Genomic DNA, 13,116 nt, shown 5'->3' on the forward strand with positions numbered 1-13,116 from the left:
GCGGGCACAGGGCGTTTAACAACGTCAATCCGGTCGAGAAAGTGGGCGTTCTTTCCTCCACCGGGGCTATTGTATAGCCAGCCAGTTCGGCATCTCCAGCCTATTACCGAGTGACGGTTTCTGCTGCCAACGACACCAGTTTCACGGTATCGGATACGGACAGTGCGGGGGGTACGTCGGATACATCGCCATGAATTTCGGGGGCCACGCTTCTGCTAAGGCTGGGGTGATAGACAGTCAGACCGCCACGGGATCGCAGAGCCTGACGCTTTCAGGAGCGGGCATTACGCCTCGCTTCATGATGCTGGCCGAAACGATGCTATCGGTGACGTGACCCCCTGATTTTCCTCCAGTCTCGATTAGAGTCCGGCCCTGACAGAAGGACGGACGAGATGAAGCGAACGAGGTTTACAGAAGAGCAGATCATCGGCGTGCTGAAGGAGGCCGAGGCTGGCGCGAAGACCGCTGACCTGGCCCGGCAGCACGGGGTGTCGGAAGCGACGATCTACAACTGGAAGTCGAAGTATGGCGGGCTGGAGGTGTCCGAGGCCCGGCGGCTGAGGGAGCTTGAGAGCGAGAACGCGAAGCTCAAGCGGCTGCTGGCCGACACGATGCTGGACAACGTGGCGTTGAAGGATCTGCTGGCAAAAAAGTTCTGACGCCCGCCGCCATGCGGGAAGCTGTGGCTCATCTCCGGGCCTGCCACGGGATGAGCGAACGGCGGGCGTGCCGTGTCATCGATGCCGATCGCAAGAGCGTGCGTTACCGTTCCACCCGGGACGATGATGCGGGTCTGCGTGAGAAGCTGCGCGAGCTGGCCAACCAGCGCCGCCGGTTCGGCTATCGCCGTCTGCATATCCTGCTGCGCCGTGAGGGGATCATGATCAACCGGAAGAAGACCCAGCGGCTCTACAAGGAGGAGGGTCTGGCGGTGAGGCGGCGACGCAGCCGCAGGCGTGCTGTCGGGACCAGATCTCCTGCTCCGGTTCTGGCCCTGCCGAACCAGCGCTGGAGCCTCGACTTCGTGCACGACCAGATGGCGTCGGGCAGGAGGTTCCGTGTGCTCAACGTGGTCGATGACGTGACCCGGGAGTGCCTGGCAGCGGTGCCGGACACGTCGATCTCTGGTCGCCGTGTCGTTCGCGAGCTGACCGAGCTGATCGCCCAGCGTGGCAAGCCCGGCATGATCGTCAGCGACAACGGAACCGAGCTCACCAGCAACGCCGTGCTGGCATGGTGCGGCGAGATCGGCGTCGAGTGGCATTATATCGCGCCCGGAAGGCCGATGCAGAACGGCTATGTCGAGAGCTTCAACGGTCGCATGCGGGACGAACTGCTCAACGAGACGCTGTTCTTGAGCATGGCCCATGCCCGTGTCGAGATCGCTGCCTGGGTGGATGATTACAACCGGGAGCGACCGCACTCATCGCTTGGCTACGCAACACCGGCGGCGTTCGCCGCCGAACTGAATAAGCAATGGCCTGCTTCGCTACGCCCTACGGGCTCCGCTACGCAGGCCATTGCTTCAACCGCGCTTATGCGCAAAACAACCGCCCGGCTCTAATCCCAGCTGGGGGAAAGCTGGGGGTCACGTCACCGCCTCGCGGCGGGTCTCCTCGACATTGGCAGGTTGCGGCATCATCCGTCAGGTATACCCGATCAGAAGAGGCGCTTGGTAACGGAAAGCCGAACGTTGCGCGGCTCGTCCACAGGAACGTAGGTATCGGTGGAAGTGGTGTTGTAGTTGCGCCGATCGAACACATTGCGCACGCCCAGGTTCACGTCGAACCCGGCAACGGTGACGAAAGCGTTCAGGTCGACCTGCCGCGCCGCCGGCACGACATACTGTCCCAGCCGATCGGCATAGGAACTTGACCGACCGTAAAGCCCCGCTGCGAACCCGCCACTGATATCGTCCGACAGGCGGGTGCGGTAGGTCGTGTAGAGGCTGTAGGTATCCTGCGGCTGGCGCGCCACGTCCGTCTGGAAGGACGTTACCGTCAGCAACTTGAAATTAGTGTGCGTATAAGAGCCCAGAACGGTCCAGCCCGGCAGGATCTGTCCGGCGACATTGACGTCGAAACCGCGCCCGCGCTGACCAGGGGCGGATACGAAGCCGATCGCGGGTCCTCTAAAGTCTATCGTGTTGTCCTGCTGGATATCGAAGTAGGACGCGTTGATCGTCGCCCTTTCGCCAAACAGGTCAAGCTTGACGCCCGCTTCCTTGTTGGTCGTCTCGATATTCGGCAGGATGTCGCCATTCAGGCTTTGCGTGAATACCGCCTGTTCGCCGCGCGAATAGTTGGCGTAAAGCGACAACCAATCAGTCGCGTCGAAGATAATACCCGCATTGGGCGTAATGCCGTTCTCTTTTTGCGGAACGCCCGGCGGGATGCCGGGGATCAGGAACGTGATCGACGTTTCGAACCAGTTCTTGCGCAGGCCGCCGATCAGCTTGACCATCCCGAAATCGAGCAGTGCCTGGCCGTAGACCGCTTCCTGCTTGCCCTTGCTCTCGAAGAGAGGATCACCCAGTGGTGGGAAGGGAATCACCGGAACAGTGGTATTCTCGCCAAGCGGCGGATTGACGATTTGAATATAGTCGCTGCCGCTGCGCTGTACGGTCGTGCCGGAGCTGTAATTGTATCCGACGTTGAACTTTGCGTTCAGGAAATCTCCGATATCCGCCGTGACCCGGACGAACCCATCGAAGGAATCCGTTTTGCCTTTTTGCTGAGAGCCGCTGTACGCCAAGGTCAGCCCGTTGCGACCGTACCCCAGCGACGGCGCTTGCGCCAAAAGCGTGACGTCGTCGTGCAATCCGCGCGCGACGATCTCGATGCCGGGGACGATCTGGCGCGTCAGGTCGAAATAAAAGCGTGCGGTTTTCGCCTCCAGATCGGCGTCGGGCGAATAGATCGGGATCGAAGGATCGCGCTCGACGATTTCGCCCGTGGTGCGGTCGAACAGGGTATATGCCCCGATCCCCGTCTCTGATTCGGAAAGGCTTGCGCCCAAGATTATATCGGTCAGCCGGTCCTTGAAACGCAGCGTCGGGGCAAACAAGGCGTCATCGTTACCAGTGTAGCCGCCATAATTGTGATCCATCGTCTGCTTGCTGGCAATGACGCGGGCCGAAAGCTTGCCATTGTCGGTGATTGCGGTGTTGCCATCGATCACGCCGCGCACCAGCCCGAAGGAGCCGACGTCGAGGCTGACCGCGAGCCGCGGGTCGGCGCTCGGCTTCTTGGTCACCACGTTGACGTTGCCGCCCAGGTTGTCGAACCCGGCCAGAAGGGCATCGGGACCTTTCAGGACTTCAACCCGCTCGATATTGGCAATCGGTTGGTCCGCGCCCGCGTTTACGCCATACTGCGACCCGGTCGACAGGCCGTTGACGAGGCCAGAGGCGGCAAAGCCGCGCACGGTGTACGACGCGCCGCTGTTCGGGTTGTTCAACTGCGCCGACACGCCGCCCGCGTTGCGCAGGATGTCGGTAATGTTGAGCGCCTGCTGCTCCTCGATCGTCTTGGCGGAGATGACCTGCGTGTTGCGCGGCTGATCGCGCAGGCTGAGGCCGTTGCGGTCCGAGGTGGAGGTCTGGCGCACGAGGATGCTCGTTTCGGCCTCGTCACGGCGTGCCCTGACTACAATGCCGTTGACGACGGTCAATCCACCATTGTCATCGGGGAGCACAGCAAGATTCGTGGCTCGGATGGCGGCGCGTACCGCGGCATTTGCGCCTATGGCGCCGCTGACGGGCTGCGAGGTCACGCCGCGAACCGCGTCGGGATCGAAATCCACCGGGGTGTTGGTCCGTTCGCCAATCGTGCGCAGCGCATCGGCCAGGGGCATGGCGGGCAAGTCGATTGACGCGGCCTGTTGCGCCATGGCGGACGTCGGCGCGGTGGCGGCCGCAGCCATGATGCCAAGGCTTGCGGCCCCGAGCAGAGAGTGGATTCTGGCAGTCATATGCAACATGGATAGACCTCCTTGATAGCCAAACGACAGCCCCGTGCGAGTGCAAGCACCCGCCCGCCAAAGCGGAACACCGGTTACTGGACGATGCTGCCTTGCGGCAGAAAAGGCAGTCGCTTCTCAATTCGGGTGCGACCGCAGCCGCGCCCCCCTGAACGACGGCGTTATTATAGCTGTGGCCCGACTTTGGCTTACCAGCGGGATCGTGCCGTCGTGGAAAGGCTATGCAGCGTTCGAGGTGCAGGCAAATTCGAAGTGCTCATGGACGTCATGAACGCGATCGATCACCTTGTTTCCTGGCGGTGTTGGTGAAGAGCGCAACATAGCTTTCAATCTGTTCGACAAACCACGCCACCATCGGATCGCGCCGCCGGTGCGCGGCCCACTGCGCGACGATCAATGTTACCTCCCTTTCGAAAGGAGCCGAAAGCACTTTCACCGGCATTGTTTCGGCAAAGTGCTGAAAAAGCCAGACGCTGCCAGTAGCGACGAGATCGCTGCCGATGACGATGGCGGGCAATGCGGCCTGCGAACTGGTGCGCATGGCGATACGGCGCGCGTTCAGCAATTCGACTGTGTGCGGGTTGACGGTGAGAACCGGCGTCCTTTCGTCACGAGCCACAACATGGCGTGCGGCACGGTATTCTGCGTCATCAATCTCGTACTGTCCGGCCAGCGAGGAATGGCCGGTCCAAATCATGCAGGACACATGTTCCGTCAGGATGGGCAAGGTTTCGAGTTCCGCCAATGCAACGTCTTGTGGTAGCAGAAGCAGGTCGGCCCCTCGATTGAGCGCTTGATGGGGTGCCGACAAATCGAGTGGAATGACGTCGACCGAAAGACCGGGGGCAGCGGCCAGCAGCCGTCGGACGACCGGCCCTAACAACATCTGCTCCACGACATCCGAAGCGGCAACGGTGACAGTGCCCAAACTTGTTAGCGGATCGAAGGACAGCGCGTAATTGAATACCCCATCTACGTCTCGTAGCACTCGTCGTACCTCACCTTTGAGCGCGAGGCCAAGCGGGGTGAGTTGCTGTTCGCCGCCCGCATGGATGACAAGGTCGTCGCTGAAATGTTCTCGCAGGCGGCGGAGCGCATGGCTCATCGCCGACTGGCTAAGCCGTACGCGGCGGCCGGCTTCTGTTAAAGTCGGGGCATGGAGGATTGCATCGAGCGGATATAGAAGATTGATATTAAGCCGCCGCACGGACTCGCCGTCACTTACTGATGGCGGTCCGCTCATTTCGTAGCCCGATCAAGCGGTCGCATCCCGTCCCTTTCAGAAGTGCCAAGCCGGCAAGCGCATTCTGGCTCGCGATCTTGGCGAATTCAAGTTGCCACGACTATCGCTGGGTAAAGGGGCCTCATCGTCAAGCTCCAATGCCAGGCGGGCGAATGTCGCCAGCCAATGCTCGCGACAGGTTGAGACCATCCAGATGCGCCAGCCGCCCATCGGTTCGATCGCTCAAATCCGCCGGCGTGTGCAAACACGCGAGATGGCGGGCAAAGGGATCCGGAAGGAACCGTGCAAACCAGTTTGAAAATTCTTCTTCGGCCAGGACATCGCGCATGAGGACCGCCTCTCACAGTGTCGCCGAGAGGGAATCCTCACCGCTCGGCTCCGCTGGCTATGCCGACAACGCACCTCTTTGGGGAAAATTGGGCGAGTAGGCGAAGGCAGGTTGCTAGCTGCCCCGGATCAGCCCGGACAAGCTATCTGCGCCGGTGCTCAAGGCTCAGCGAACCTGATGTCCGCCTTTCAGAAAATGGGCCGCGAGGCAGAACAACCGGAGTGGAGGCGCAAAATTGCCACCAGCTCAATCGTGAACGAACGGCAGCTTTCGGGCATGGATTTCGACCAAGGAACGTGCGAGATCATGGGGCGCAAAAGCGCCCGGAGAACATCTCAGCCATCACCGCCGGATCGGATCGGAAATAAAGATGAATATAGCTGCTTAAAAGCGACCCATGGCGGTACACTGCCTCGTCACGACCACCGTTCGGATTGCGCGAATGAGTGAAGGGATCAAGATTTGTCTTTAGCCGCGAATAGTGAAAGCTGTGCCCGCGAAGCTTGGCATGGGGTAGCGTGAGTTCCTGAAGGCCTAGACCGCTCAGCCGCCTCTGCATAATTGCACGGCCCGGCATGATGCCAATCATCGGATGCTTGGTCCCCTCCACGGTCACCAGTTCCTCAGTGCAGACTATCATGCCGCCGCATTCAGCCAAGATCGGCTTTCCCTGCGCATGGTGTCGCTGAAGATCACGTTGCCATCCGTGATTTGCCGACAAGGTTTCGCCATGCAATTCCGGATACCCGCCGGGCAGCCAGATTGCATCGCACTCTGGCACCCTGTCGTCCGCCAGCGGAGAAAAGAAGTATAAATCCGCCCCCAACTCAACCAGTAGGTTCACGTTGTCGGGGTAGATAAAGGCAAAACATGCGTCGCGGGCGATAGCGATGCGCACCCCCTTTAACTCGTTGCCGAACCAACTGTGGGATAGACCGCCCTCGAATGTCGCAGGCGGTGGAAGAGTATCTACGCTCGCCGGTAACGCTTCGGCGCAATCGTCTAGGCGTTGGTCGATATCTTCGATCTCACGTGGCATCAGAAGTCCCAGATGCCGGGATGGCACGACAGGGACGGCGTCGCGTTCTATCGCGCCCAACCACTGCACAGTCTTCGACATGCTCTCTCGGAGCATATCGGCATGTCTGCTGCCTGCCACCTTGTTGGCAATCACGGCATGGACGTGGACGTCGTCGCGGTATTCGCTCAACCCGTGTACGATTGCACCGAAAGTCTGAGCCATGGCCGAAGCGTCGATGACGGCCAGAACTGGCAAGCCGAAGCGCGCGGCGATATCCGCACTCGATGGATCACCGTCGAATAGGCCCATGACCCCTTCGACCAGAAGGATATCGGCCTCGTTCGCCGCTTCGAATAGGAGGCGTCGGCACTCATCCTCGCCAACCATAAAGAGGTCGAGCTGGTAGACAGCGTGTCCGCTAGCCTGCTCAAGAATCTTGGGGTCCAGAAAATCAGGCCCGCATTTGAAGACGCGCACCCGCAGCCCGGCATTGCGATAACGACGGGCCAACGCAGCGGTGACCGTCGTCTTGCCCTGACCTGATGCTGTTGCCGCGACCAGCAGTGCAGGACATTGCACCGCCCCGCTCACAGATCGATGCCCTGCTGGGCTTTTACTCCTGCCCGGAAGGCGTGCTTCACATCGCGGATTGCGCTGACCGTATCGGCGGCTTCGACGAACACGTCATGCGCGGCGCGCCCGGTGATGACGACATGCTGCATCGCCGGGCGCGCCTCTATCGCGGGCATGATCTCTTCCAAGGATAGGTAGCGGTAATTCACCAGGTAGGTCTGTTCGTCGAGCACGACGAGATGGACTGTCGGATCGGCCAGAGCCTCTTTCGCCTTTTCCCAACCGGCTCGTGCGGCGCTGATGTCGCGGTCCCGATCCTGCGTTTCCCAGGTGAATCCTTCACCGCAGCGTTCCCAGCGCATGTTCGGATCACGGACGAAGTATGCGCGCTCGCCCACTTCCTCCTTGCCCTTGATGAACTGGAACACCGCGGCCTTGAGGCCATAGCCTAAAGTGCGGGCCACCATGCCGAACGCAGAGGATGACTTGCCCTTTCCGTTCCCGGTGATGACGAGGAGCAAGCCCTTGTCGACCTTGGCTGCGGCGATTCGCTTGTCCACGACCTGCTTGTGTTTTGCGGTGCGGGTCTTGTGACGGAGGTTGATCGCGTTCTTGTCGGCGCCGGTCACCGGCTGCTGTCCGGAACGGTCCATCCAGCCAGCCTCTCGGCCATGATGTGCGCGACCGCCGCGATGCCCGCCCAGCTCAGCGTGGCAATAAGCGTGCCGGGGAAATACCGCTCTAGCCGCGGCAGCCAGCCTGCGATGGTTGCATCGGGGAAGTGGCCGCTCAACGCATAGAAACCGCCGCTGGAAAACGCGTTGGATATCAGCGCCGCACCGCACAGGATTGCAATCAGCGCAGGCAAGCGAGCCGGGGTAATGCCGATGCGAGCGGCGCCGAACCGGCCGGCCATCCACATTACGCCATAAGCGGGCAGCAGCATCCAGTAGGCAGCGGTAAAGCAGAAGTCCGAACCGCCCATCAGGTTGATCGTCACGACGTCGATCGCGAAACCCAGTGCGAAGAGCGCGGGGAAAGCAAGGTGCGAGCGAATGTAGAAACCAGCCACAAGAAAGCTTGCGAGACTGGTCTCTGGAAGGTGGATATATTCGCTGAGCGAATGGGGCCGCGTCGCCAGCATCACGGTGGCGAGGACGGCGAACAGTATCGCATCGAACCGCCGGATGGCAGGGCGCGGCGCGGATTGGGTAAGCAAGGCAGTCATCATCGATCTCCATTTCGGATACAACGATGCGTTGCCCGCCGCGCAAAGCGACGGGACGGAAAGGCCACGACGACAAATCGTGGCGCGCAACATTCTTTGCGAGTGCCGAATGACGCGGCCCTCCCTTTCAACGCACACACACGTGTCGTCCAGCAAGGGATCGGCCCCTAGTTCGTCCGGTACATCCCGCCCGGGCGAAGAACGACGGCAACGGGCCGGTTTCCTGACTTACCGGTTCAACGCGAAATCACCGCCTTCTCGGAAAGAAATGCTTCTTTCCAATGGCATAATGGCGAAACGCTCACCAGTCACAGTTGCGGGAGCAGTGCCGGATGCGGATGACCTGAACCACCCTGCCGGACTTCCCGATTAAGCCCTTGCGGGCACCCGTTACGCGCCTGTCGATAGGCGCGGCGCGCGCGCCATGCAAGCATAAGTGGCTTGTCATATCGCATTCGCTCGCCTACCCGCCGCGCCAAGCGACAGGTTCCCCGCAAGGGGATTCAAAGGGAACGCGGTTCAAGACCGCGGCTGCCCCTGCAACTGTGAGCGGAGAGCCATCGGCCTTCATGCCATTGGGGTTTCAAAAGCCCCGAGAAGGCGGCCGAACCGGCATCGACCCGCAAGCCAGGAGACCTGCCTGACGCCGTCGTTCTTCGTCCGGACAGGGTGTGCCGGCCGAACGGGGAAGTTCCCTCGCGAAACGACAGCCATTGCCTCGCGCGGCGCGTGCCGGGCGGGATGGCCTGTGCGTGCTGCGTAAAGGCTGTTCCCCCGGTGCGATCCGCGCGTGGCGTCTTGTCACTTGTGGGGATTGTTCATGCCCGAATACCGTTTCCTGACCATCCCGGCCATCGCCGCCGGACTTTCGATTACACCTGCCGCTCAGGCAGACACGGCTTCGGACGAAATCGTCGTAGCCGCGCTTCGCATGCCGGTGGAAATCGACCGTGTCGCATCGTCTGTAACCGTGCTCGACCTTGATGAGATCGAGGCTGAACAGCCAATTTCCATTACCGACATTCTGGTCCGCACCCCCGGCATCAGCATGTCCCGCAACGGCGGCTATGGTGCGGCCACGTCACTGCGCGTGCGCGGTGCCGATGCGGGGCACAGCGTTCTGGTCATCGACGGCATGCGCCTTTCCGATGCCTCCACCACGGACGGCGGCGCCGATTTCGGCGGCCTTTTTGCCGACGACATCGAACGGATAGAAATCCTGCGCGGTCCGCAGTCGGTACTGTGGGGAAGCAATGCCATCGGGGGCGTCGTTAACGTCGTCAGCGCCCGTCCCGACGCGCCGCTGGAAGGGCGCGTTGCGATCGAAGGCGGATCACGCAATACGCTGAGCGCCCGTGCCGGAGCAGGCGGCCGCAGCAAGGCTATCGACTGGCGCATCGCGGGCAGCACGTTCACCACCGACGGCATTTCCGCCCGCGACACGGGAACAGAGCGCGACGGATACCGTCGCCAATCGGGCAGCGGCACGTTGACGGCAAGGCTCACGCCGAACCTTTCGCTCGACCTGCGCGGATACTATGCGAGCGGGCGCAATGATTTCGACGGATTCTCAGGCGACAGCCGAGCCTACGGACTGACCGAAGTATGGTCTGCCTATTCCGGGCTGAAAGCGGCCTTTCTGGACGGGCGCTTCAACAACCGCTTCGCCTTCATCGAAAACCGGACGGATCGCGACAATTTCGATCCCGATCGCACGGTCCGCGCACAAACCTTCGATGCGCAGGGCCGAACGCGGCGTTACGAGTATCAGGGCGGACTGGACATTTCCGATGCCATCGACGTGGCATTCGGAGCGGAGCGGGAGGAACAGCGGATGCGAACCGCATCGCCCCGCAATACTACCGATCCGGTCAGCGCAACGCGTGCACAAGCCGATATCGACAGCATCTATGCACAGGCGCGCGTGACACCGGCGCAAGGGTTCACGGCCGAAGGCGGCGTTCGTCACGACGACCATTCGCTGTTTGGCGGCAATACGGTTGTCAGCCTTGGCGCCAGCTTCGCGCCCGGAGATGGTGGCACCGTCGTGCGCAGCAATTATTCGGAAGGGTTCAAGGCGCCTTCGCTCTACCAGTTGTTCACGCAATACGGATCGGAGGATCTGCAACCTGAACGCGCAAAGGGGTGGGAAGCCGGGATCGAGCAGCGTCTGGCCAATGACCGCGCCTTCGTTTCCGTCACCTATTTTGAGCGGAAAAGCGAAAACCTCATCGATTTTGCCTATTGCCCCACCACCGGCACCCCGCCCGTGCAGTGCTTCATTCCCGGGACCGAGGTGGAACGGTTCGGATACTACGCCAACATCGACCGCAGCCGTGCCCGTGGCGTGGAAGTAGCCGGTTCCGCGCAGTTCGGCCCGGTCTTCGCAAACGGCAATGTCAGCTGGATCGACGCGGAAGACCGGAGCGTGGGAGCGAGCGAGGGCGAACAACTGCCCCGCGTTCCGCGCTATCTTGCCAACGCAGCGCTCGGCTACGCAGCGTCTGCAGGGCATTCGTTGTCCCTTGCCCTTCGTTACGCGGGCAAGAGCCTCGACCGGTCGGGCGGGATCATGCTCGGCGATTACTGGCTGACGGATCTACGCGCCGAAGTGACATTGGCAGAGAGCCTTTCGCTCTATGGGCGGGTCGAGAACCTTTTCGATACCGATTACGCGACGGCAAGCGGGTACGCCGCGCTGGGCCGCAGCGCCTATCTCGGCGCAAGGGCCCGTTTCTGATGCTTGCGCGTACCAGCAACGGGCCATCGGTCGTGGTTTGCAGCACGTGCCGCCTGTCTGCCGACCGGCGGGACGACGACGGCGGGCAGCGCGGCGGTGCATTGCTGGCCGCGCAATTGCGAGAATTGCAAATAGCGGAAAGCCGCTACGCCCGCATCGCGATCGAGGAAATGGCCTGCCTCTTCGCCTGTTCGCGCCATTGCACCATACATGTTCGCGCGCCCGGCAAGATCGGTTACGTGCTTGGCGATTTCGCACCAGACGGCGAAAGCGCGCGGGCAATTCTGGACTATGCCCTGAACCACGACGCCAGCGCCGAAGGGCAGGTGCGCTATGCCGACTGGCCCGAGGGCGTGAAGGGACACTTCATCGTGCGCGTTCCTCCCGAAGGGGGAATCGTGACATGACCTTCTTCGCCACTGCCGACGCCTTTACCGATGCCCTTCACAGCCTGCCCGCGCCGGACCTGTCCGCCAGTGCCGCTGCAGAAGCGCGGCAGGCGCAACTGACTAAGCCCGCCGGTTCGCTGGGTCGGCTGGAAGAGATCGCCGTTTTCATGGCGCAGTGGCAGGGCAATCCGCGCCCCAGGGCCGACCGGATCGCAGCGGTGATATTCGCGGGCAACCATGGCTGCGCCGTGCAGGGGATCAGCGCCTTTCCGCCAGAAGTCACCGAGCAAATGGTAGCCAACTTCAGAGACGGAGGGGCTGCAATCAATGCGCTGACCCACGCCTGCGGCGCGAGCCTAGACGTCATCGCGCTCGATCTTAACCGCCCCACGGCTGACATCTCGTATGGTCCGGCGATGTCCGAAGGGGAATGCCTGGATGCGCTGAACAGCGGCGCGGCAGCCGTTTCCGGTGAATGCGATCTGCTTTTGCCCGGCGAAATGGGCATCGGCAACACGACTCCCGCCGCGGCGCTTTGCGCGGCCAGTTTCGGCGGCGGCGCGGCATCCTGGGTCGGGAGGGGCACGGGCGTCGACGACGCTACGTTTGCTCGCAAACGGCATCTGGTGGCCAGAGCGCTGGTCCTGCACGAGCAGCATTGCACCAGCGCTTTCGAAGCTCTGCGGCGGTTGGGAGGACGCGAGATCGTGGCCATGGCCGGTGCTATGCTGGCCGCGCGACAGAAGCGGATTCCGGTCATGCTTGACGGGTTCATTGCATGTTCGGCCATTGCCCCGTTGGCACGCGAAGTACCGGGGATCGTCGATCATTGCCTTGCCGCACATCAATCCGGCGAAGGTGCGCATGGCCGCTTGCTTGCTGCCTTGCGCCTCCAACCCCTGCTCGCGCTGGACATGCGGCTGGGCGAAGGATCCGGTGCAGCGGTTGCCGCCCAGATCGTAAGATCCGCGCTTTCGGCGCATGACCGGATGGCGACTTTTGCCGAGGCGGCCGTGGCCGGTGTGCCATGACTTCGCTTAAACTTCATCTCATGCGCCACGGTCCGCCGCTGCGACCGGGGCTTTTGCTTGGTCATGGCGACGAACCGGCCGTGCCCGGCTCCCAGGCATTTTTGGTTTCCCGGTCGAAGGCGCTGCACTTCGATGCGGTCGCAACCTCCGATCTCGAAAGGGCCAAAGCCGGAGCAGCTGCCATCGCACGAGCCCGCGGCATCGCGTTCGCATTGGATCCGCGCTGGCGCGAGCTCCACTTCGGTGCGTGGGACGGGCTGGATCCGGCCGCGATTGAACAGGGCCAGTTGCAAAGCTTTTGGTCCGACCCCGATGCCAACCCGCCGCCCAGCGGAGAGAGATGGGGCGAGCTCAAAGAGAGGGTTTCTTCCGCGATTTCCGCGATCGGCGGATCGACCCTCGTGGTCACGCATGGCGGTGCCATGCGAGCGGCCATATCGGTTCTGACGGGCCTTGATCATCGCGGTGTATGGGCGTTCGACCTGCCATACGGTGCCGTCGTCTCCCTGCGTATCTGGCGCGAATCTGGCGCGAAGATGACGCGGGCGCGCCGCTGTCGGGACAGGTGACGGGACTGCGAAC

12 protein-coding genes and 2 riboswitches are annotated in these 13,116 nt (G+C 61.9%); of the genes, 6 read left to right on the forward strand and 6 right to left on the reverse strand.

The window, feature by feature from the left end; genetic code table 11:
- Positions 1-190: 190 nt before the first annotated feature.
- Both AB433_RS20475 and AB433_RS08280 read left to right on the forward strand, forming a co-directional pair.
- The gene (locus AB433_RS20475; protein ID WP_156170745.1) at positions 191-334 is read left to right on the forward strand and encodes a hypothetical protein; all 144 of its coding nucleotides are present in this window, start codon (positions 191-193) and stop codon (positions 332-334) included.
- 58 nt (positions 335-392) lie between these two features.
- A protein-coding gene (locus tag AB433_RS08280; RefSeq protein WP_156170746.1) for an IS3 family transposase occupies positions 393-1,564 on the forward strand; the annotation gives its coding sequence in 2 pieces (ribosomal slippage) (positions 393-645 and positions 645-1,564; 1,173 coding nt in all).
- Positions 1,565-1,659: 95 nt separating this feature from the next.
- On the opposite strand, the gene AB433_RS08285 is transcribed toward AB433_RS08280, so the two are convergent.
- From AB433_RS08285 to AB433_RS08310, 6 genes are all read right to left on the reverse strand, one after another.
- Positions 1,660-3,981 carry a TonB-dependent siderophore receptor gene (locus AB433_RS08285; protein ID WP_047820656.1) on the reverse strand — a complete coding sequence of 774 codons (2,322 nt, stop codon included), beginning with the start codon at positions 3,979-3,981 and terminating at the stop codon, positions 1,660-1,662.
- A 265-nt stretch (positions 3,982-4,246) separates the two neighbouring features.
- On the reverse strand, positions 4,247-5,224 hold the full coding sequence (locus AB433_RS19450) for a LysR family transcriptional regulator (RefSeq protein ID WP_082134842.1): 978 nt from the start codon (positions 5,222-5,224) through the stop codon (positions 4,247-4,249).
- Between the two features lie 127 nt (positions 5,225-5,351).
- Complete coding sequence (locus AB433_RS08295; RefSeq protein WP_047820657.1) at positions 5,352-5,552, reverse strand: DUF2891 family protein; 201 nt, start codon at positions 5,550-5,552, stop codon at positions 5,352-5,354.
- Between the two features lie 304 nt (positions 5,553-5,856).
- Positions 5,857-7,164, reverse strand: a complete 1,308-nt coding sequence (locus AB433_RS08300) for a cobyrinic acid a,c-diamide synthase CobB (protein ID WP_047820658.1) — start codon at positions 7,162-7,164, stop codon at positions 5,857-5,859.
- Complete coding sequence (gene cobO / locus AB433_RS08305; protein WP_156170747.1) at positions 7,161-7,799, reverse strand: cob(I)yrinic acid a,c-diamide adenosyltransferase; 639 nt, start codon at positions 7,797-7,799, stop codon at positions 7,161-7,163. The genes AB433_RS08300 and cobO overlap by 4 nt, the downstream gene beginning before the upstream one ends.
- Positions 7,772-8,374, reverse strand: a complete 603-nt coding sequence (locus AB433_RS08310) for a hypothetical protein (RefSeq protein WP_047823647.1) — start codon at positions 8,372-8,374, stop codon at positions 7,772-7,774. Before AB433_RS08310 ends, cobO begins: the two co-directional genes overlap by 28 nt.
- 196 nt (positions 8,375-8,570) lie before the next feature.
- Positions 8,571-8,780: riboswitch (cobalamin riboswitch) on the reverse strand.
- A gap of 61 nt (positions 8,781-8,841) precedes the next feature.
- Positions 8,842-9,032: riboswitch (cobalamin riboswitch) on the forward strand.
- A gap of 162 nt (positions 9,033-9,194) precedes the next feature.
- On the opposite strand from AB433_RS08310, the gene AB433_RS08315 reads away from it, so the two are divergent.
- The 4 genes from AB433_RS08315 to AB433_RS08330 are packed head-to-tail and all read left to right on the forward strand — an operon-like array spanning position 9,195 to position 13,103.
- The gene (locus tag AB433_RS08315; protein WP_047820659.1) at positions 9,195-11,114 is read left to right on the forward strand and encodes a TonB-dependent receptor plug domain-containing protein; all 1,920 of its coding nucleotides are present in this window, start codon (positions 9,195-9,197) and stop codon (positions 11,112-11,114) included.
- The gene (locus tag AB433_RS08320) at positions 11,114-11,521 is read left to right on the forward strand and encodes a DUF1636 domain-containing protein (protein ID WP_047820660.1); all 408 of its coding nucleotides are present in this window, start codon (positions 11,114-11,116) and stop codon (positions 11,519-11,521) included. Before AB433_RS08315 ends, AB433_RS08320 begins: the two co-directional genes overlap by 1 nt.
- Positions 11,518-12,534, forward strand: coding sequence for a nicotinate-nucleotide--dimethylbenzimidazole phosphoribosyltransferase (gene cobT / locus AB433_RS08325; protein WP_047820661.1), 1,017 nt, complete (start codon positions 11,518-11,520; stop codon positions 12,532-12,534). The genes AB433_RS08320 and cobT overlap by 4 nt, the downstream gene beginning before the upstream one ends.
- Complete coding sequence (locus AB433_RS08330; RefSeq protein WP_047820662.1) at positions 12,531-13,103, forward strand: histidine phosphatase family protein; 573 nt, start codon at positions 12,531-12,533, stop codon at positions 13,101-13,103. The genes cobT and AB433_RS08330 overlap by 4 nt, the downstream gene beginning before the upstream one ends.
- The last annotated feature ends 13 nt before the right edge of the window (positions 13,104-13,116 follow it).

Source organism: Croceicoccus naphthovorans, assembly GCF_001028705.1.
GTDB classification, from domain to species: domain Bacteria; phylum Pseudomonadota; class Alphaproteobacteria; order Sphingomonadales; family Sphingomonadaceae; genus Croceicoccus; species Croceicoccus naphthovorans.